We start from the raw sequence: 20990 nt of genomic DNA, 5'->3' as shown, positions 1-20990 counted from the left end.
CACCGGCCCTACTTCGGCAGCGCCTTGTCTTCCGCCTTCTCTTCCCGGTATTGCCGCTCCATCTGGTGCAAGCGCGCATCGACTTCGGACAGCGTGTAGAAATCCGCATCCCCCGCATCGCGGGCGAGCTTGAGCTGCTCCACCGCTGATCCCCACGCCCCATCCCGCGCGTATTTCTCTGCCAGCGCGCGATGCTGCTCAACGCGCCTGCCCTTGTCGGCGTAGGCCCTGGCGAGCATGTCCCACCAGATCGGCTGGGCAGTGTCTTCGCGGGTCTTGTCTTTCAGGTACGGAATCGCGTCATCGGTCCGGCCGGCAGATAGCAGCGTTTGCGCATAAGTGATGCCCACCGCGCGCGACAGCGGATACGCAGCCAGCGCCGCGCGTGCCAACGTCAGCGCCTCGGGCGCACGGTTACGCGCGCGTGCCAGTTCGATGGCCGTGACGTCCAGCTCGACGCTGCCGGACGTGATGCCGGGAATGTTGCCGTACAGGCGTCGCGCCTCCTGCAGCGCCTGTTCAGCATCGTCCAGCCGTCCCGCCATCTGATTGGCAACCGCCACGCCGTACCACAGCGCCGCGCGCTTCTCGACCGGCGCATCCGGCGTTGACGACAATTGCGAGCGCATCGCATTGCGCACATCAATGTACGCGCTCGTCGACGTTTCCTGCAGCACGCGCGCACGCACCTTCGCAAAACCAAATTCCGGGCGACGCGGTTGGCGCGGATGTGGCAGGCCACGCGCGCGGTCTTCCATGTCGGCGATGCGCTCGCCGGTCAGCGGGTGGGTGCGCGCATAGCCGGGAATCACGCCCGTATCGGCAATGTTCGTGACGCGCTGCAGGCGACGGAAGAAGTCCGGCATGCCGTCCGGGTTGTAGCCTGCGCCGGTGAGCAGCGTGAAACCGACGCGGTCGGCCTCGCGTTCCGCGCCGCGCGAGAACGCGAGCTGGTTCGACACCGCCGCCGCCTGCCCGCCCATCGCGAGCGCCTGCGCGGCGTCACCGCTCTTGGTGGCAGCCAGACCCGCCAGCAGGATCGACGCCAGCGCAATCCACATCGACTCACCGGATTTATCGATGCCGCGCGCAATATGCCGCTGCAGCACGTGGCCGATTTCGTGGCCGAGCACGGAGGCCAGCTCCGACTCACTGTCGGTCGCGACCAACGTACCCGTGTTCACGCCGATGTAGCCGCCCGGCAACGCAAACGCGTTGATGCCGGGGTCACGCACGGCAAACAGCTCGAAGCTCGACGCCGACGTGCTACCCGCCACGTGCTGACGGCGCGCGGCTTCGATCAGCTTGTAGCCGATGGTGTTGAGGTAATCGGTGATCAGCGGGTCGGGCACGAAATCCGGATCGCGGCGGATCTGGCGCATCACGCGGTCGCCCAGGCGGCGCTCCATCTCGGGCGACAGCGACGCCGTCGACGGATCGCCCATATCGGGCAACTCGTATGTCGGCGCGTCGATGACGGTCGGCTCCTTCGGCAAATACGGCGACTGCCGGCCGATCTGCACGCTGCGATTCAGGTTGCTCTGCACCTGATCCGCTGCCGCGGCGGAACCCAACCCCGGGTTGACGGAGGCCGGCGGGGAAGACGCCACCGCCTGCGCCAGCACAGGCAACGGCAAGGGCGCCAGCCACGTCGACAACAACACAGCGGCCGTCAGCTTGCGGACGCGCGGCCGAAAAAGGGAAAGCGTCATACGGAAAGCACGGAGAGCGGAATCAGCGCGGCAACATCGCCGCAAGCCGGGTGCTTGCTATCATAAAACGCTTCGTACCCCGCCCCGCAAAACGCGCTGTCACTCATGTCGCAACTCACCCACTTCGATTCCGCCGGACAAGCCCATATGGTCGATGTCGGCGACAAGGCCGTCACACACCGCGTGGCCGTCGCCACCGGCACGATCCGCATGCTGCCCGAGACGTTTGCGCTGGTGCGCGATGGCAACGCCAAGAAAGGCGATGTGCTGGGGATTGCGCGCGTTGCGGCGATTCAAGGCTCCAAGCGGACTTCGGATTTGATTCCGTTGTGCCATCCGTTGGCGTTGACGAAGGTGGCGGTGGAGTTTTCCTTGGATGAGGCATCACACACCGTCCGCTGTACGGTTCGGGCGGAGACGCGTGGGCAGACCGGCGTAGAAATGGAAGCGCTGACTGCCGTGCAGGTTGGCCTGCTCACCATCTACGACATGTGTAAGGCGGTGGATCGGGGGATGGTGATTGGGGATGTGCGGCTATTGGAAAAGCATGGGGGGAAGTCGGGGGATTGGGTGGCGGTTTAACCGGGGGTGTCAGGATTTCCGTGATCAAGGCGAGGTTGAGATTCACACGGACGGTCGAACGAATCGGTCCGCGTAGAGGATAGCGAATTGGTTCATGGCCTGTTTCCAGTCGTGAGCGGCACAGCTCCAACCGGCCGTGATGTTGCGCAGTGCCAGCCAGATGAGCTTCGTCGCAACCTCATCGGTTGGGAAGTGGCCTCGGGTCTTGATGATCTTGCGTGGTTGCGCGTTGATGTTCTCAATGGCGTTCGTCGTGTAGATCACCTTGCGTACGGCCGGTGGAAACGCAAAGAACGGAATCACGCGGTCACAGGCGTTGCGCCAAGCGGCACTGACCGTCGGGTATCGCTGCCCCCACGGGCCGTCGGCAAACGCCTCGAGCTCCGCCTGCGCGGCCTCTTCGCTCGGTGCGGTGTAGATCGGTCGAATCGCTGCAGCCAACTCACGACGGTCCTTCCAGCTCGCGTAATCCAGGCTGTTGCGGATCAGGTGGACGATGCAGGTCTGCAGCGTGGTCGCGGGGAACACGGCCGCCAGCGCCTCGGGCATGCCCTTGAGGCCATCTGTCACGGCGATCAGGATGTCACCCACCCCGCGCGTCTTGAGGTCGTTGAACACCTTCATCCAGAACTTGGCGCCTTGGGTGTTCTCGGTCCACAGGCCCAGAATGTCACGCGTGCCGTCGGGCAGCACGCCCAGCGCCAGATAGACGGCCTTGTTGCGCACCACGGCGTCCTCCCGGATCTTGACCCGTAGCGCGTCGAAGAACACGACCGGATACATGGGATCGAGTGGTCGGGCCTGCCAGGCGGTGACTTCGGCCATCACCTCATCTGTGACCGAGCTGATGAACTCGGGCGAGACGTCCGTCGCATATTGCTCCAGCAGGAAGACCTGGATCTCGCGCACCGTCATGCCCCGGGCATACATGGCGACGATCTTGTGGTCGAAGCCCTTGAAGCGTCGCTCGTGTTTGGGAATGAGCAGCGGCTCGAAGCTGCCGTTGCGGTCGCGCGGCACTTCGATGCGGATCGGACCGTCTTCGGTCAGCACCGTCCTGGCTCCCGTGCCGTTGCGTTGGTTGGTGACGGTGGCCGGTTTGGCCGCACCAGGGGGATAGCCGAGATGGTGGTTCATCTCGCCACCCAACGCCCGCTCGATCAAGGCCTTCTTGAGGGCCAGCGTCGCGGCGTTGATGGCTTCGGCCGTCATCGGGCCGCTGCCAAATTGCTCGAGCAGTTCAGTTGGGATTGCTGGCAGGTCCGCCGGCTTGGCTTTCGGTTTGCGGGGCATAACGTCTCCTTGAGAGCATGTTATGCCTTGAACACGAAATTACTGACAGGCCCGTTTAACCAACCCCTTGCCCCAACAAGAAGAGCGTGACGGAGACGCTCTTTTTTAATGCGGGAAATTAACCGCAATTCGCCGGGGCAATATTATTAGGGAGTGTCGCTTTCCCATCAATTGGGCCCGCTACATCTACTGCTATCTTCCCAGCCGCGTAGCAGTCCCAATGAATTGGACCATTAGGACGGATCCCACTCGCCAAAGCAGTGCCACCCGATGTGGGCTTCAACACCAGAACGTTGGCACCGTCTTTTGCAACACGCGCCCCATATTCAATGCTGATCTCCCCATTATCGTTGTCGATCGTGACTCCTTTTGCTTTCACATTGGCCGTCGGTACCGAAGCGGGCGTATAGCCATGTGCTAGTCCCAAGTTGCCCATCACGGCATTCTCCGCCACGATCGTCTTGGCGCCCGCTGCCAGAGCCAAACCTTCTGTCACGCGTGAACGACTCATGTAGTCCTGATAGGCCGGTACTGCGAATGACGCCAGAATGCCGACGATGGCAACGACGATCATCAGTTCAATCAAGGTAAAACCCTCTTGAGCTTGCTTACCGGCACGGCACTTCAAACGCATCTACTTCTCCTTTGTCGTTAATTCGGACATTCAACTGCCAACCTCTTTTGGCACTTGAGAGGAAGAAGACTAAGCGAACAGATGCGGCCTCATACAAAGCGCAACGATTTTTGATTTTCCCAATAAGAAAGCGCCCAAAGGGCGCTTCAACTATTGCGACGCGGAGGGCGCTTTTTCAACCGATGGTTTTGCCGCCGGCACAAGCAGATTTTCGGCTCGGAGCCGAGTGCAAAATGTCTTTAGCTTGTCCTCACCATGCTTGTCACAAGCCTGCGTGAAGAGCCAGGACTGCTCGGCATAGTTGGTCCAATAATGGTTGCGCATCCGGCGGACATGCACCATGGCTTCATCGGTCTTGCCAAGATACGCTAGCGCAAGCGCATAACGCTGGACGGTCGCCGAACCAGGGTAGAACTGCATAGCTTGGAGTTCTAGCTTCGCGAGCGACGATGCCATATCCGGCACGACATTAAAGTGGAACGCCATCGCCAAGTGCTCATAGGGCAGCAGGAGCGTCGGCCCATGCTGACTGTAAAGGGCGAGCTCTTTTTGCATACCATCGGGGGCATAGTGAAGGCGTTCCACCGCCTTATAGTCACCCCAGAGATGCGACATCAGCGCAGCGCTAACAACAGTAATAGCAGCGGTTGCTGTCCAGGTCATGCTCGCAGACGGCACGCGCAAGTTCCGTTCGTCCACATAACCCAACGCAAACGCGCATGGGAGCAGAAAGAATGCGTAGTGCAGTGGGTACTCGACCATCGAGTGCGCACCTATCACGAGAACGATGGTGAGCAGAAATGCCAATGCAGGCGTCAGCTTTCGCTTTCGCAGGCTCCACGCGAAACTTAGCAATGGCAGCGCGATGGCGAGCAAACCGAGCAAACCGACCTTCGCCAATTGGTCCAGAACAATGTTGTGCGCGTTGAGCGACATCTCGACGTGGCCGAGTGTGTCGGTTTGCACGTACTGATTCCAAGCGTAGTCACCCCAGCCGCCGCCGAGCCACGGATGCGCCAGAAACATATGCCACGCGTGCTTCCAAAGCAACGGCCGCAGCCCAACACCTTGCTGCATGCGCTCGCCGAGTGACATCGGCAAGTCTAAATGCCAGAGGATGTTGGCATATGAGACCAGCCAGTTGCAGATTTGGTAACCCAGCACCAGCGTTACGAGTGGCACACATGCCTTCAGCCATCGTTGCGGTCCACGCTGACCAGTCGTCCACTGCAAGCCGCCGAGACCGCCAATCACGGCGATGTAAAGCCACGTTACCCGCGAGACGGTAAGGGACATCCCCAGCATCAGAGCGAAAGCAATGACCGCGAACAGGATCCAGGTGCGCCGGAACTTAGATGCAAAGAATGCACAAGCTGCCAAACCAAAGGCGAGATACGACGCCACATGATTTGGCTGATTCATGTTGCCCCACATGCGACGCTCAGCGTCACCCGGCTCCAGTGCGAGTAATGTCGGACAGGAATTCGGCACACGAAACAACTGCAGCAACTCTATCGCCACTGTCAATAACCCGCCCAGAATCAAACCCAGGGCCAACGCCTCCAGCACTCCGGGAAAGCTGCGACAGCGCGTCCCTAAGACGCAAGCCGCGACCGCCCCCAACAGGAAAACCGTTGCGGCCAGCGACATGAACGGATTCAATGGCGGCGCAACTGCGAGCTGCACAAACAAGACCGCAATCAACGCAAGCGGCGCAAGTGCAACCTTGGGAAGTCCCGTCTTGCTGCCCCAGGTCAAAGCAAGTACGACGACCGCCGTGGCAGCCCAGCAAACGCCTGTCGCGAACTCGGAATAAAACGTCGGCATTGGAAGCGTATGTAACGCGATCAGATAGGGAACCGCGCCACACGCAGCAATGGAAAGCCAGAGCGGAAGAAACAAAACACGAGATCGAAGCATTCGCGAAAAGAAGCAGGACTGAACGGAAAGACGAAAGGCTCAACAGCACCGCTCATGATGCGAGCGAATTTAGCTGAACACACGATATGGACGCCCTTCTACTGGGGTGCATGAGTTACAACTCGCCTGCACACCCAAAGTAAAAAGGCGCCCGAAGGCGCCCTTGCTTTCCGGTACCTCAACCCGTCATGTGTACACAACGAGCGGGAATACCGAGCTGCGATTAGTTCTGGCAGGACGCCGGCAGATACGGGTACAGCACCGTATCTTTTTGCGGGGCAGTGTCGGTTGCAGTCTTGGCCGTGCCGCATGTCCACGCAACGGTACCGTCAGCGCCACCCTTGCCAAACAGGCCCAGCATGTGGGTGTCAGCGTTCGTATTGCCCGTGCTAGCAATCGTCAAAATCACCGACACCAGAGACGCATTCTGGTAGTACACAATCCCCGAGCTATTGATGTATTTGGTGTTCGTAGGAGTTGACGTGCTAAACGGTGCGCTGGTCGGGAACGACAGTCCATTAGTGGCGTACGCTTCAGAGACTGCCGAGCGAGTCGAATCCAGCAGCGTCGTCGCTTCCGTCAGCTTCGACTTGATCATGTAGTTGTTGTAAGCCGGCAGCGCGATGGCAGCCAGAATACCGACGATCGCAACCACGATCATCAGTTCGATCAGCGTGAAACCCTTTTGGACACGCTTGTTCAGACGCAGCGACTTCATAAATTCCCCCGGATGTTTGGTTAAAGGTGAAGCGGAGGAGGTGGAGCAGGGATCGTGCCAGTCCAAAACCTACGTTGCACCCCCGAAAACACACCCACGATGGACAACTGTGGGCAATATCGATTGACAATTATTGACACCTCGTGACAGAAGTCGTTAGTTTTGTGATTTATGATGCACAATAATCACCCGCGCCTTGATACGTTGCTGAACGGGCTCCTGCCGGTAGCGTCGCGATGTCCTTCGACTCAAAAAAGCGATGCGGGCAACGAGTTACATACCCGTTGCCCGCCTCAACACACGTGTGAGCCCGTGCGGGCCTTGCCTCTCAGATGCCGTCAGTTCTGGCACGCCGCCGGCAAATATGGATACATGGATTGCACGGCCGCCCCGGAAGCCGAGTCATTCGCTGTTTGCGCGGTCGCGCAAGTCCACACAACCGTCCCATCAGCCTTGCCAGTACCGAACATCCCCAGGTAGTGGCCATCGATTTGGGCGTTACCCGTGTTGCCAAGCGTCACGACGACGCCGACGCCAGAAGTCGTTCCGGGGTTGTTGTACTTGATTCCGGTCACGTACTGGGCGTTGCTCGCCACAGCCTGCGTAATGATGGGCGGCGAACTTGCACTCGGAAAGGTGCCGCTGTTTGATGAGTAAGCCTCGTTGACTGCAACCCGTGCCGCGTCCAACGTCGTTGTTGCCTCGGTCAACTTCGACTTGACCATGTAGTTGTTGTAAGCCGGCAGCGCAATCGCCGCCAGAATCCCAACAATCGCCACAACGATCATCAACTCGATCAGCGTAAATCCGCCTGCTCGACGCGTTGTTCCCTTGCTGTGCTTAAAGCCCATGACCTCTCCCCAAAAGGCATTTTGTTGTGGGGAGGCCACTCGCAGGGACTATGCCAAAGCACACACTGTGTATCTGCGCAAAAACTGGCGCACTTTGGCCGAATCCGAACGCAAGTCTGACCGTTCTTGACAGAATTCCGGACAGAACCCGTCATCACCTACTTTCGGGGGGAATCGTTCAGATTAGGCCTGGCGCAACGTTCGCCGGCCAAGCCACCGGCCTACGCCTACGACCAGCAGCGCCCCCACGCACCCCACCACTACATCCGCATACGGCACCGCGCGCTCAAACCACGCCGCGTCAATCGGATCGGTGACGAGCATGTCGCCGGCAAGATAGCCAAGGAGCGCCGCCCCGAGCGTGATGATGACGGGGAAGCGCGCCATGACGCCGACCAGCAGCGTGCTGCCGAACACGATCAGCGGCACTGACAACCCAAGCCCCAGCACCAGCAGCAGAAACGTCGTGCCCGGCGGCCCCTTCTCGGCCGCGGCGGCCACGGCAACGACGTTATCGAGCGACATCACAAAGTCGGCGATGAGAATCGTTTGGATGGCAGGCCACAGGCCGTCGCGCTGATGGCGATCGGCGGCTTCCTCTTCGGCTTCCGCGAGCAGCTTCACGCCGATGTAGACCAGCAGCACCGCGCCAATCGTTTTCAGGTACGGCAACGCGAGGAGCTTGACGGCCAGCACGGTCAACACCACGCGCAGCACAATGGCGCCGGCGCTGCCCCAGAAAATGGCCTGCTTCTGCTGGCGCTTCGGCAGGTTGCGTGCGGCCAGCGCGATGACGACCGCGTTATCGCCCGACAGCACGATGTTGGTCAGGATGATGGAGCCGAGTGCGAACCAGAATGCGCTTGAGGTGAGCGCCATAGTGTTGTCGAGGATGTCCTTGGGGGTTGGCGGAAGGTGATTCGGTTTGCAGCCTCTCGCCCGCTTATACACATGTCGTGCCTGGATCGCATGCTGCATCGCGATCAAACAAAAACGGGAGCCGAAGCCCCCGTTCTCGCACAATCTCAAACCTTGTCGATTACAGCATCGCCTTGAGCAGCGCTGCCATTTCCGACGGGTTCTTGGTGGTCTTGATGCCGCACTCTTCCATGATGTCCAGCTTCGCTTGCGCGGTGTCGGCACCGCCCGAGATCAGCGCGCCGGCGTGGCCCATGCGCTTGCCCGGAGGCGCGGTCACGCCAGCGATGAAGCCGACCACCGGCTTCTTCATGTTGTCCTTGATCCAGTAAGCCGCGTTGGCTTCGTCCGGACCGCCGATCTCACCGATCATGACCACGGCGTCCGTTTCCGGATCGTCGTTGAACATCTTCATCACGTCGATGTGCTTGAGGCCGTTGATCGGGTCGCCGCCGATGCCGACTGCCGACGATTGGCCCAAGCCCAGCGCGGTGAGCTGACCCACGGCTTCGTACGTCAGCGTGCCCGAGCGCGACACCACGCCGATGCGGCCCTTGCGGTGGATGTGGCCCGGCATGATGCCGATCTTGATTTCGTCCGGCGTGATCAGGCCCGGGCAGTTCGGGCCCAGCAGCAGCGTCTTGCTGCCGGCCTTACGCATCTTGTCCTTGACCATCATCATGTCGCGCACGGGGATGCCTTCAGTGATGCAAACCACCAGGTCCAGTTCGGCTTCGACAGCTTCCCAGATGGCGTCAGCGGCGCCTGCGGGCGGCACGTAGATCACCGACACGGTCGCGCCGGTCTGCGCCTTGGCGTCCTTGACGGTCGCGTAGATGGGAATGCCTTCGAAATCTTCGCCGGCCTTCTTCGGGTTCACGCCGGCGACGAAGCAGTTCTTGCCGTTGGCGTAGTCGCGGCAGCCGCGGGTGTGGAACTGGCCGGTCTTGCCGGTGATCCCCTGGGTAATGACCTTGGTATCTTTGTTGATCAGAATCGACATGCTGTAATCCTTGGTTGCAGCGAGCCGCGCCGTCGTACGGTTGGGTACTTCGAGGCGCCGCCCGCGTTCGCGTATGGTTGGGTCAGCGGGCGGCTTACTTGCCGGCGGCTGCGGCCACGACCTTCTCGGCGGCCTCTGCCATCGTGTCTGCGGCGATGATGGGCAGACCCGAGTCAGCCAGCATCTTCTTGCCGAGGTCCTCGTTGGTGCCCTTCATGCGCACGACCAGCGGTACCGACAGCGACACAGCCTTCGCCGCCGCGATCACGCCTTCGGCGATCACGTCGCAACGCATGATGCCGCCGAAGATGTTAACCAGGATGGCCTTCACGTCCGGGTTCTTCAGCATCAGCTTGAAGGCTTCGGTCACCTTCTCGGTGGTGGCACCGCCGCCCACGTCGAGGAAGTTGGCCGGCTCGCCGCCGAACAGCTTGATGGTGTCCATCGTCGCCATGGCCAGGCCGGCGCCGTTCACGAGGCAGCCGATGTTGCCGTCAAGCGAGATGTAGGCCAGGTCGAACTTCGAGGCTTCGATTTCCGCCGGATCTTCTTCATCCAGATCGCGGTAGGCGACGATTTCCGGGTGACGGAACAGTGCGTTCGAGTCGAAGTTGAACTTGGCGTCCAGCGCGATGACCTTGCCGTCGCCGGTCAGGATCAGCGGGTTGATTTCAGCTTGCGAAGCGTCGGTTTCCCAGAACGCCTTGTACAGGCCCTGCAGGGCTTGGCGGGCTTGCGCGATCGAAGCATCCGGCACGCCGATCTTGCGGGCGATATCGTCAGCCTGGGCGTCTTGCAGACCGGCTTGCGGATCGATCAGCAGCGTGTGGATCTTTTCCGGGTGCGATTCGGCGACTTCTTCGATGTCCATGCCGCCTTCGCTCGAGGCCATCAGCGCCACTTGCTGCGACACACGGTCCACCACCAGCGACACGTACAGTTCCTTCTTGATGTCCGCGCCTTCTTCAATCAGCAGGCGCTTGACCAGCTTGCCTTCCGGACCGGTCTGGTGCGTCACCAGCGTCATGCCCAGGATGCTGCTGGCGTATTCCTTGACCTGCTCGATGCTCTTGGCAACCTTCACGCCGCCGCCCTTGCCACGGCCACCCGCATGAATCTGCGCCTTCACGACCCACACCGGGCCGCCCAGGGTTTCAGCAGCCTTGATGGCCTCGTCGACCGAGAAGGCCGGAATGCCGCGCGGAACCGGCACATTGTATTTGCGCAGGATTTCCTTGCCTTGGTACTCATGGATATTCATGCGTGTTTCCTTTGCTAGGCAGAGTGAGTGTGATGAGTATTGAAAACGCGAACAGCGCGGTGCCCTTCAGGACGAGGGCTCAGGCGACAGCTCGGTGGGTGGCGGTTGGATCTTGGCTTCGGGCTGGTATGCAAACCAGCGCGGGTAATGCTTGCGGACCACCTCGCCCTCAAGATGCAAGGCATGGCAGCCGTGGAGTTGGTACGGCGGCTTTTCGCCGGGCTCGATCGGTCGCAAGTCATTGGAGTTATCGCGCACCGGGAAGACGTCGCCCGCGAAGGCCTGGATGGCAGCGGTCGGCAGCACACCACAGAGCTCGGTCAGGTGCGTACAGCCCGCCACGCCGCCAAGTCTCTCACGCGAGGCCTTTCGAAAACCCTTCATCAGGTTCAGGCCGATGAGCTTTCGGTAGGCCGGGCCAATCGTGTCGCAATGGGTGGGATACGGCACCCAGTCGGAACACGCTTCGGCATCCACGACGTTCATGCGGGTATCGATGGTCACGCGCAGCCACAGGTCATGCAGCGGCTCGCCTTCAGGGCGCACGCCACCGCTGGCCAGGGGGATATCGCGAGGTTTGATGTCGGTCAGGCGCGCTTCAATGTCCCACAGGCCGTCTTCCCGCAAATAGGCCTCGACCGTGATGGCACGGCGGTGGCGCATGGCGCGCGGGAGGGGAGCAGACAGAGGCATGGACCAGACAGACCGATAGGACCGATGGAGGCGGCGCACGCAGATCGCGTGCATCGCCTACGGGACGTATGCGGCAGCGCATCAGCCGCCACACACGAACACTACCGCCCTGCAACCGAAATTGAGGGCGATATCAAAGGCCAGGATTTTAACACGTCGTCACGACCGGACTGGTCGCGTGCTGCAATGCAGTGTGAAAGTGGTTGCAACGATCGCATGAGGTGCAACCCACGTAATCTGCACACAAGAGGATTGTCCGCCTGAATTGTTGCGAGATCGTCGATGTTCAGTCCGACATGTCGCCATCTTCCAGCAGCTCATCCGCCCCTGCGATGATGCGCGACACTACGGAACGGGAGAATCCGCGCGCCATCATGTATCGCACCTGCTTGGCCCGTTCGGCCAGGTCGGCCGGTGGGCGGCCGAAGCGTTTTTCCCACAGGGCTTTCGCCCGGACTGCTTCCGTGCTTTGCAGTTGCGCCTTGACCTCGCCCAGCGTCTCTTCGCCGAGCTGATGCGTTTTCAACTCCTGCATCAAGCGCGCTGTACCGTAGCGGCCCGCGCGGCGGTGCACCATGCTTTCGGCAAAACGCGTGTTGGAGAGCCAGTTTTCGCCCTCCAGCCAATCCAGCAGCGCGTCGACCTCCTCGGCGGACTCGGCGTGCGGGACCAACTTACGGCGCAATTCGACGCGGCTGTGCTCGCGCCGAGACAGATAGCCCAGCGCACGTGCCTTCAGCGATAACGGTTGACGTGGCAACGGCATGCGGATTTGACGTTCAAGAAGCCGGTTCCAAAGAAAAACGCCCACCGTTGGGGAACGGCAGGCGTATGAAGCTCGATAGAGCCATCGATCTGCGCCGACGGCCAACCCAATTACTCTTCTCCGACTTCCTCGGCCACTGCGACGGCGCCCATCGGCGTCACGCCCAGTTGCTCGCGGACCTTGTTCTCGATCTCACGGGCAAGGTCGGGGTTCTCGCGCAGGTATTCGCGGCAGTTGTCGCGGCCCTGGCCGATGCGTTCGCCGCCGTAGCTGTACCAGGCGCCAGACTTCTCGACCACCTTGGCTTCCACGCCCAGGTCGATGATCTCGCCCTCGCGCGATACGCCCTGACCGTAGAGGATGTCGAAGATGGCTTCGCGGAACGGCGGCGCCACCTTGTTCTTGACGACCTTGACCTTGGTTTCGTTGCCGACCACGTCGTCGCCCCGCTTGATTGAGCCGATACGGCGGATGTCCAGACGCACCGAAGCGTAGAACTTGAGCGCGTTACCGCCCGTGGTGGTTTCCGGCGAACCAAACATCACGCCGATCTTCATGCGGATCTGGTTGATGAAGATGACCATGCAATTGGTCTTCTTGATGGTGCCGGTCAGCTTGCGCAGCGCCTGGCTCATCAGACGGGCCTGCAGGCCGGGCAACGCATCGCCCATTTCGCCTTCAATTTCAGCCTTCGGTACCAGAGCGGCCACCGAGTCGATGACGATCAGATCAACCGAGCCCGAGCGCACCAGCGCGTCGGCAATTTCCAAAGCCTGTTCACCCGTGTCCGGCTGGGAGATCAGCAGGTCCGGGACACTTACGCCAATCTTATCGGCATAAGTGACGTCAAGCGCATGTTCTGCGTCGATGAAGGCGCAAGTGCCGCCCAGCTTCTGCATCTCGGCAACCACTTGCAGTGTCAGCGTGGTCTTGCCCGACGATTCCGGACCGTAGATTTCAATCACACGGCCGCGCGGCAGGCCACCAACGCCCAGCGCCACATCCAGCCCCAGCGAACCCGTCGACACGACCTGGACCGGCTCGACCTCGGCGTCGCCCATCTTCATGATGGAGCCCTTGCCGAACTGCTTTTCGATCTGCGCGAGCGCGGCAGCCAGCGCCTTCTGCTTTTCTGCGCTCATCGTGGCTGCCTTCTTACCGTCTTCCATGGTCGTCCTTCGTGCAAATTGGTGTATAAATGGGCCGCAAGGGCTTGCGATTCCAGCGGTTGCCTGCAACAACGGGCCGATGGGTGATTGCCCCGACGCGACCCATTCCATGACTTTAGCGCCGCCAAGACTACAGCACCGCGAATTCGGAGTACTGTATAAAAAACCAGTGGTTTTGACAAGTCTCCAGAACAGATGTCGCGCGAAAACAATGTAGCGGGCGGGATGGGCAAGATATCTTGCCCGGCATCGCGGGGAGACACGCATGCGCATCCTGATTGCCGAAGACGACGCCACGCTGGCTGACGGGCTCACACGCTCGCTGCGCCAGGCGGGCTACGCCGTCGACCAAGCCTCCGATGGGGCGACTGCCGACGCGGCGCTGTCCGCGCAAACGGCCCAGACCTATGACCTGCTGATCCTCGACGTGGGACTGCCGCGTATGTCGGGGCTGGAGGTCCTCAAGCGCCTGCGCTCGCGCGGGGCCATGCTGCCGGTGCTGATCCTGACCGCCGCCGACAGCGTGGAAGAACGCGTCAAGGGCCTGGATCTTGGCGCCGACGATTACATGGCCAAACCGTTCGCGCTGTCCGAGCTGGAAGCGCGCGTGCGTGCGCTGGTGCGGCGCGGCACGGGCGGCGGCGCCACGCTCGTGCGCCATGGGCCGCTGGCATTCGACCAGGTCGGGCGCATTGCCTATATCCACGATCAGGTGGTGGAACTGTCGGCACGCGAGATCGGGCTGCTGGAGATTCTGCTGGCGCGCGTGGGCCGCCTGGTGTCGAAAGAGCAACTGGTCGACCATCTGTGCGGCTGGGGCGAAGAAGTCAGCAACAACGCCATCGAGGTCTACATCCACCGCCTGCGCAAGAAGATCGAAGTGGAAGGCATCCGCATCGCCACCGTGCGCGGGCTGGGCTATTGCCTGGAACGCACGGCCACCCCAACCACCACCGCCACCGCTGCCCATGGGTGATCGGCTGGCCTGGCCGTGGCGTCGGCATCGCGCATCGCTGCGCGAACGCACCGACGCGGTGCCCGGAGCCGACGGCCGCGATGGCCGCGATGGCGGCGGCGACCTCGCCGACACCCTCCCCCACCTCGAAGACGACGCCACGCGGCCCGCCGCCCGATCCCTCTTCGGCGAAATTCTGGACTGGATGCTTGCGCCGCTGCTGTTGCTGTGGCCGATGAGCATTGCGGTGACGTACCTGGTCGCCAAGTCGATTGCGAATGCGCCATATGACCGCGCACTGGAATCGAGCGCGATCGTGCTCAGCCAGCAACTGCGCGAGGTGAATGGGCGCGTGACGCTGCAACTGCCGATCTCGGCGCGCGAAATCCTGCGTGCGGACGAAACCGACAACATCTACTACCAGGTGCTCGGCACCAACGGCGAGTTTGTCTCCGGGGACCGCGACCTCCCGCTGCCGCCCGAAGAAGACGCCAACGCCGGCGGCCTCGTGCAACTGCGCGACGACCACATCCATGGCGCGGAGATCCGTGTTGCGTATACCTTCGTGCAGCGGCCGGGCTCCGGCGGCAAACCCGCGCTGGTGCAAGTGGCGGAGACGCTCGACAAGCGCGCACAACTCGCCAACGAAATCATCAAGGGCGTGATCCTGCCGCAGTTTGTGATCCTGCCGTTGGCGGTGATCCTGGTGTGGTTTGGCCTCACGCGCGGGCTGGCGCCGCTCAATGCGATTCAGGAACGCATCCGCGCTCGCAACCCGGGCGACACCAGCCCCATCGACGAAGGCGCGGCGCCGCAGGAGCTGACGCCGCTGGTGGCATCGTTCAATGATCTGCTCGGGCGGCTGGAGCAATCGGTGCACACGCAAAAGCGCTTCATCGCGGATGCCGCGCATCAGATGAAGACGCCGCTGGCCGGCCTGCGCATGCAGGCAGAGCTGGCACAGCGCGAGCAGTCGCCCGACAAGCTGCGCCGCACGCTCGCACATATCGCCGACAGCTCGGATCGCACCGCGCACCTCGTCAAGCAGTTGCTTTCGCTGGCACGCATGGAAAACATGGGCGCCACCGACGGTATGGTGCCGCTGGATATCTGCGCGCTGTCGCGCCGAGTGGTGGCCGACTGGCTGCCCAAGGCGTGGGCCAAGCAGATCGACCTCGGCTTCGAGGAGCCGGGGCCGCCCGTCACGATTTCGGGCAATGCGACGATGCTCGCCGAGATGCTCAACAACCTGCTCGACAACGCGATCAGCTACACACCCGACGGCGGACATGTCACCGTGCGCGTGACCACCGCACCGTTCGAGCCGTTCGTCTTCATCGACGTGGATGACACCGGCCCCGGCATCCCCGTGGCCGAGCGCGAACGCGTGATGCAGCGCTTCTACCGCATCCTCGGCACGCAGGCCGAGGGCAGCGGGCTGGGCCTGGCCATCGTGCGCGAGATCGTGCAGCAGCACGGCGGGGACATCGAGGTGCTCGACAACGTGTATCAAGTGTCGCCGCGGCTGGCGGGGGCGCGCTTTCGCATCACGCTGCACCGCTGCTCGCCGAGCGAGGAACCCAACGCATGAGCATCACGCCCGGAACGCCCGCGCGCCGGCGGTGGATCGCCAATATGCGCTGGATCGCGGCACTGCTCGCGGTGTGGTTTGTGGTGACGTTCGTGGTCGCGTTCTTTGCGCGCGACCTGTCGCAGCACTTCTTCAACTCGGACTGGACCTTCGCCTATTGGGTCGGCGCGCAGGGGGCGCCCATCGTCTATGTGCTGATTACCGTGCTGTATGCGTGGCGCACGAACCGTGCTGCAGATGCAGCCGCACAACACGACGAAGCGGCGCAGCGCGATGCGTCGGAGTCATCCCACCTGCCGCCGTCCATCTGACCTGGACGTTACGCTGCACCCAGATGGCGCAGCTTCACAAAGGCCAACGCGGCCATCACCGCGTCGTTGAGCGCGTCGTGCGCGTCCCACGTCGGCAAGTCCAGTTCCTTCATGACGGTGGCGAAGCGCAGGTCCAGATCGGGATCGCCCTGCTGCCGATATGGCGGCAGCAGGGCGAACTGATGGTCGTAGTACAAGGCGGACACTTCAATCTTGGGCTGCGGCAAGCCGATGCCAAGCATGGGCACTACCACCCGATTGAGCATCGCCACATCGAACTCAAGGTAATAGCCGACCAGCGGCCTACTGCCGATGAAGTGCAGCAATGTATGAACCGCCTGCTCGATCGATACACCGCTGTCCAGGTCGCGATTGCGCAGACGATGCACGCAGATGCTTTCCGGGCGCATCTCCCCGTGCGGTCTGATCAGCAACTCAAGGCGCTGGCTGGTCAGGATACGGTTACCGACAATACGGACGGCACCGATGGAGATGATCTCGTCCGTGCGTACGTCCAGGCCGGTGGTCTCGCAATCAAGTGCGACCCACTCGTCCGGGGGCGGTACCTCAAACAGGAAGCGGAACGCCGGATCGCGCAACCTGCGCAGCAGGCGCCGCCTTTGCAGTGCCCGCAGCCAGTCGGAGAGCCTCCCGCTCATGACCACCCGCCCATGATCACATCCACTCGGTCCGCCAGCGCTGCCGCAGCAACGCCTTGAACCGCTTGACCGCGCTCAGTGCATCCTTGAGCAGATCTCGCTCCAGCGACGACAAGCGCGACAGATGCACGTCACACGACACCGGTTGATGCGCATCGATCTCCGCCAACCCGGCCTTGAGCCGCAGCGTCATCAGGAAGTGCAGGCTCTCGCTCAACTCGGCAGCCATGTGGGCGTCCAGAGCCTCGGCGCGCACCAGTGCATTAAGGCGCGGCACGGTGCCGGTCTCGTCGAGTATGTGGTGGGCGAGCGCGAGGCTGCGCACGCCGTGGACAATCGGGAAGATGCCCTCCTTCTTCACGTCGAGCACCGGGTCGGGATCGCCAAACCCGAGCAGGCGATCGCGCCAGCCCGGCGCGGCACTGAAGGCTTCAACGGCTGCGGCGAAGCGGCCGAGTACGGCGTCATTGTCGATCGTCAGCTCCAGCAACGTCCGCCGCAGTTGCTTGAGCAAGGCGGCATCGCCGCACACCGCATGGGCATCGAAGAAGATGGCCAGATGCATCAAGCCCTCGGGGCTCGGCAGGATCAGCCATTCGCGAATGCGCCGCGCGAAGTCGCTCGCGGTCATGCACCACTCGGGCCGGCTGAGCATGATGCCGCCGGGGCAAGGCGGGTAGCCGAATGCGGCGAGCGCATCGGAGAAGCGCGTGACGATGCGCTGCAGGTCGGGGGGTGGCACGTAACCATCGCGCAGTACCAGCGCGTTGTCCTGATCGGTCTTGAGCAGTTGCTCGCCGCGCCCTTCGCTGCCCATGACGAACAGGCAACTGTTTTCAACGAGTTCGGGGGGCGCAATCATCTGCCAGGCGCGTTCAAACAGGCACGCGTTGATTTCGCGCACGAGACTGGCGACGTGGTCAATGCGCGAGCCGCCACGCGTGAGCAACGCGACCATCCGCGTAATCTGCGCTGCCACCTGGGCGAGCGCGTCCAAGTCCTGCGCCAGGTTGATCTGCACTGTCAGCAGATACGAGTGGTTGGCCAGAAAGCTGAACACATCCAGTGATTCGAGCAAACCGAGAATCTCATCTCCGCGCGTGACGACCAGCCGATGAACGCGATGGCGCAGCATCAGCGTCAATGCGTCGCCGATCTGCGCAGAGGCTGGTACGGTGATGAGCGAGAATTGGCTCATCTGCCCAACCGGCAGACGATCCAGCGGAGTGCCTTGCAGGACGGCGCGCTGCAACGAACTGCGTGTGAAGATGCCCACGCGCGGCGGGCTGGCGGTGCCATCGCGCACGAGCACATTCGAGGTGTTCTGTGCCTGAAACAGCTTCACCACGGAGACTACGTCTGTGCCGGCATCAACGAAATGGGCAGGCCGGATGAAGGCATCGCTCACGTGCGAGACAGCCAGCGACTGCATCGTCTCCATGCTCTGCCGCTGAGCAATGGCGCTGAGCTTGCTGCCGAGATCGGAAAAAAGCAGCGCACCGAAGGTGGCGTTGGCGGCAATAAGGTCGCGCACCGCCTGACGTGCCACCTGATAAGCCACCACTTCTTCAGCAGCGACGAAGCGGCTGCTGGCTTTGCCGGCCACCAGCGCCCGGCCGTCAAAACAGTCATCGGGGCCATAGCTGGCGATCAGCTCCTCGCCGTCGTACTGGGCGACGTGGCCCTTGATGATCAAGAACAGGTGCTGCGGAGCGGCACCCGTATCGAGGATGCTCTGCCCTTGCGGGTAATAGCCGATGTCGACGGCATCGCGCACCAGGCGCTGTTCGTCCTGGTTGAGGCAATCGAATGGCCAGACGGCGAAGTTGAAAGCGCTGGGCATGGTTGCCTTGAAGGCGGGCGATGCAATGCGTCACCCGCCTCCAGTCAGCGTGGCCAGTGGCCGATCAGTGGCCCGATGCGCCAGCCGCACCGAGGCCCGTTTCCGAGCGAACCTGCTGCGCGGCGAACGACGCCTTCTCGTTCTTGGCGCGAACGCTGCTGTCCAGCACCGAGAACAGCCACACGCCCACGAAGCCGATCGTCATCGAGAACAGCGCGGGCGACGTGTACGGGAACCACGCCGAGCCCTTCGGATAGCCGAGCGTGGCCTCCCACACCGACGGCGAAACGATCGTCAGACCCACCGACGAGATCAGCCCCAGGAACCCGCCGATAACCGCACCACGCGTGGTACAGCCCTTCCACAGCATCGAGAGGAACAACACCGGAAAGTTGGCCGATGCCGCCACCGCAAACGCCAGCGACACCATGAACGCGATGTTCTGCTTCTCGAAAGCGATGCCCAGCAGCACAGCGATCACGCCCAGCACCAGCGTGGTGATGCGCGAGACCTTCAGCTCGTCGGCGCTGTTGGCCTTGCCGTGCTTGAAGACCGTGGCGTAAAGATCATGCGACACCGCCGATGCACCCGACAGCGTGAGCCCTGCCACCACCGCCAGAATCGTGGCAAACGCCACGGCCGAGATGAAGCCGTAGAACACATCGCCGCCCACCGTCTTGGCCACCAGCACCGCAGCCATGTTGGCCGTGCCCGCGCCGCCCTTGATGACACCCTTGGCCACGTCGGACAGTTCGGGGTTCGTCAACACCAGCGTGATCGCACCAAAGCCGATGATGAAGATCAGGATGTAGAAGTAGCCGATCCAGGTGGTCGCCCAGAAGACCGATTTGCGCGCCTCCTTGGCATCCGGGACCGTGAAGAAACGCATCAGGATGTGCGGCAGACCGGCGGTGCCGAACATCAGCGCCATGCCGAACGAGATGGCCGAGATCGGGTCCTTGATGAAGCCACCCGGCGCCATCACCGACAGACCGATCTTGGCGGCCTCATCGGGCGATTTGCCGGCATTGGCTGCAATGGCGGTCTTGACCTGCACAGCCTTGGCGAACAACGCCTCCAGACTGAAACCGTACTGCGCCAGCACCATGATGGCCATGAACGTCACGCCGGCCAGCAGCATGCACGCCTTGATGATCTGCACCCAGGTGGTTGCGGTCATGCCGCCGAACAGCACGTAGACCATCATCAACGCGCCGACAATGACCACCGCGATCCAGTAATCCAGCCCGAACAGCAGTTTGATGAGCTGGCCTGCACCCACCATCTGAGCGATCAGATAGAACGCCACCACCACCAGTGTGCCAACCGCGGCAAAGCTGCGGATCGGGCCTTGCTCGAACCGGTAGCCTGCCACGTCTGCAAAGGTGAACTTGCCAAGGTTGCGCAGCCGCTCGGCCATCAGGAACGTGATGATCGGCCAGCCGACCAGAAAGCCGATGGAGTAGATCAGGCCGTCGTAGCCGGAGGTCATCACGGCCGCGGAAATACCGAGGAAGGACGCTGCCGACATGTAGTCGCCCGAAATGGCCAGGCCATTCTGGAAGCCCGTGATGCCGCCGCCCGCCGTGTAGAAATCGGCCGCGGAGCGCGTACGCTTGGCCGCCCACTTCGTGATCCACAGCGTGCCGGCCACGAACAGAGCAAACAGAACGATGGCCGTGGTGTTGGTTTCCTGCTTGGCGGTCTGTCCGACATCGCCGCCGGCAGCCAGAGCCGCCCCGCAGGCGCCAGCGGCCAGTAGCGCCACCAGCAGGATCGAAAGCATCTTCTTCATTTGGCGACGTCCTTCAGGATGTCCTGCGTCAGTTGATCGTATTCGCTGTTGGCGCGGCGCACGTAGATGCCGGTAATGACGACGGTGAAGATGATGACCGCCATACCGACGGGCATGCCCACGCTCATCACGCCTGTACCCACGGGCTTGGCGAGAAATGCCTTATCGAAGGCGATCAGCGCGATGTAGCCGTAGTACACGGCCAGCATCAGCACTGTCAGAACGAGGCCGAGCCTGTTGCGTCTCTGTTTGAGCTGCGCATATTTCGGATGCGCTTCGATTTTTCCTACCAATCCATCCTGCATCGCCTGTCTCC

Annotated in this window: 20 protein-coding genes; 4 read left to right on the top strand and 16 right to left on the bottom strand. The window is 62.0% G+C overall.

Going from position 1 to position 20990, the window contains the following annotated elements; translation table 11 throughout:
* Positions 1-8: 8 nt before the first annotated feature.
* Positions 9-1712 (bottom strand): beta-barrel assembly-enhancing protease, encoded by a 1704-nt coding sequence (locus ACUXH0_RS18730; RefSeq protein WP_137910887.1) that lies wholly within the window; start codon positions 1710-1712, stop codon positions 9-11.
* 105 nt (positions 1713-1817) lie between these two features.
* Between ACUXH0_RS18730 and moaC the strand changes: the two genes are divergently transcribed.
* Entirely contained in the window at positions 1818-2294 is a 477-nt protein-coding gene (gene moaC / locus ACUXH0_RS18725) for a cyclic pyranopterin monophosphate synthase MoaC (RefSeq protein ID WP_182594484.1), read from the top strand.
* Between the two features lie 42 nt (positions 2295-2336).
* Here the strand turns inward: moaC and ACUXH0_RS18720 are convergent, their stop codons facing one another.
* The 11 genes from ACUXH0_RS18720 to recA all read right to left on the bottom strand — a co-directional run bounded on the left by ACUXH0_RS18720 (position 2337) and on the right by recA (position 13520).
* A complete protein-coding gene (locus ACUXH0_RS18720; protein WP_182594483.1) occupies positions 2337-3587 on the bottom strand; it encodes an IS256 family transposase in 1251 nt (416 codons plus the stop codon).
* Between the two features lie 118 nt (positions 3588-3705).
* A complete protein-coding gene (locus tag ACUXH0_RS18715) occupies positions 3706-4221 on the bottom strand; it encodes a pilin (protein ID WP_182594482.1) in 516 nt (171 codons plus the stop codon).
* Positions 4222-4371: 150 nt separating this feature from the next.
* Positions 4372-6141, bottom strand: a complete 1770-nt coding sequence (locus ACUXH0_RS18710) for a PglL family O-oligosaccharyltransferase (RefSeq protein ID WP_182594481.1) — start codon at positions 6139-6141, stop codon at positions 4372-4374.
* A gap of 223 nt (positions 6142-6364) precedes the next feature.
* Positions 6365-6859 carry a pilin gene (locus tag ACUXH0_RS18705; protein WP_182594480.1) on the bottom strand — a complete coding sequence of 165 codons (495 nt, stop codon included), beginning with the start codon at positions 6857-6859 and terminating at the stop codon, positions 6365-6367.
* A gap of 338 nt (positions 6860-7197) precedes the next feature.
* Positions 7198-7710 (bottom strand): pilin, encoded by a 513-nt coding sequence (locus ACUXH0_RS18700; RefSeq protein ID WP_182594479.1) that lies wholly within the window; start codon positions 7708-7710, stop codon positions 7198-7200.
* A gap of 183 nt (positions 7711-7893) precedes the next feature.
* The gene (locus ACUXH0_RS18695; RefSeq protein WP_182594478.1) at positions 7894-8589 is read right to left on the bottom strand and encodes a TerC family protein; all 696 of its coding nucleotides are present in this window, start codon (positions 8587-8589) and stop codon (positions 7894-7896) included.
* A gap of 160 nt (positions 8590-8749) precedes the next feature.
* Positions 8750-9631 carry a succinate--CoA ligase subunit alpha gene (gene sucD / locus ACUXH0_RS18690; RefSeq protein WP_004635394.1) on the bottom strand — a complete coding sequence of 294 codons (882 nt, stop codon included), beginning with the start codon at positions 9629-9631 and terminating at the stop codon, positions 8750-8752.
* A 94-nt stretch (positions 9632-9725) separates the two neighbouring features.
* Entirely contained in the window at positions 9726-10892 is a 1167-nt protein-coding gene (gene sucC / locus ACUXH0_RS18685; RefSeq protein ID WP_004635396.1) for an ADP-forming succinate--CoA ligase subunit beta, read from the bottom strand.
* A 66-nt stretch (positions 10893-10958) separates the two neighbouring features.
* Positions 10959-11585, bottom strand: coding sequence for a DUF2889 domain-containing protein (locus ACUXH0_RS18680; protein WP_004635399.1), 627 nt, complete (start codon positions 11583-11585; stop codon positions 10959-10961).
* A gap of 286 nt (positions 11586-11871) precedes the next feature.
* Positions 11872-12351: a recombination regulator RecX gene (gene recX, locus ACUXH0_RS18675; RefSeq protein ID WP_004635401.1), complete on the bottom strand. Its 480-nt coding sequence runs from the start codon at positions 12349-12351 to the stop codon at positions 11872-11874.
* Between the two features lie 110 nt (positions 12352-12461).
* On the bottom strand, positions 12462-13520 hold the full coding sequence (recA, locus tag ACUXH0_RS18670; protein WP_004635402.1) for a recombinase RecA: 1059 nt from the start codon (positions 13518-13520) through the stop codon (positions 12462-12464).
* A 265-nt stretch (positions 13521-13785) separates the two neighbouring features.
* Here recA and ACUXH0_RS18665 point away from each other — a divergent pair, with 265 nt between their 5' ends.
* Genes ACUXH0_RS18665 through ACUXH0_RS18655 form a run of 3 tightly spaced genes read left to right on the top strand, consistent with a single transcriptional unit; the run spans position 13786 to position 16377 of the window.
* Positions 13786-14496: a response regulator gene (locus ACUXH0_RS18665; RefSeq protein ID WP_004635405.1), complete on the top strand. Its 711-nt coding sequence runs from the start codon at positions 13786-13788 to the stop codon at positions 14494-14496.
* A complete protein-coding gene (locus tag ACUXH0_RS18660; protein ID WP_182594477.1) occupies positions 14489-16066 on the top strand; it encodes a sensor histidine kinase in 1578 nt (525 codons plus the stop codon). The genes ACUXH0_RS18665 and ACUXH0_RS18660 overlap by 8 nt, the downstream gene beginning before the upstream one ends.
* Entirely contained in the window at positions 16063-16377 is a 315-nt protein-coding gene (locus tag ACUXH0_RS18655) for a sodium/substrate symporter small subunit (protein WP_004635409.1), read from the top strand. Before ACUXH0_RS18660 ends, ACUXH0_RS18655 begins: the two co-directional genes overlap by 4 nt.
* A gap of 8 nt (positions 16378-16385) precedes the next feature.
* Here ACUXH0_RS18655 and ACUXH0_RS18650 read toward each other — a convergent pair whose 3' ends face one another.
* From ACUXH0_RS18650 to ACUXH0_RS18635, 4 genes are all read right to left on the bottom strand, one after another.
* Positions 16386-17036 (bottom strand): 3'-5' exonuclease, encoded by a 651-nt coding sequence (locus ACUXH0_RS18650; protein WP_024973499.1) that lies wholly within the window; start codon positions 17034-17036, stop codon positions 16386-16388.
* Between the two features lie 16 nt (positions 17037-17052).
* A complete protein-coding gene (locus tag ACUXH0_RS18645) occupies positions 17053-18879 on the bottom strand; it encodes a DUF294 nucleotidyltransferase-like domain-containing protein (RefSeq protein ID WP_024973500.1) in 1827 nt (608 codons plus the stop codon).
* A 64-nt stretch (positions 18880-18943) separates the two neighbouring features.
* Positions 18944-20674 carry a cation acetate symporter gene (locus ACUXH0_RS18640; protein WP_004635416.1) on the bottom strand — a complete coding sequence of 577 codons (1731 nt, stop codon included), beginning with the start codon at positions 20672-20674 and terminating at the stop codon, positions 18944-18946.
* Positions 20671-20979: a DUF485 domain-containing protein gene (locus ACUXH0_RS18635; RefSeq protein WP_004635419.1), complete on the bottom strand. Its 309-nt coding sequence runs from the start codon at positions 20977-20979 to the stop codon at positions 20671-20673. Before ACUXH0_RS18635 ends, ACUXH0_RS18640 begins: the two co-directional genes overlap by 4 nt.
* Between the last annotated feature and the right edge of the window lie 11 nt (positions 20980-20990).

The sequence above is a fragment of the Ralstonia sp. 110700041-2 genome (assembly GCF_056280165.1).
Note: the sequence above shows the minus strand (reverse complement) of the source record. Positions and strands in the feature narration are given on the sequence as shown.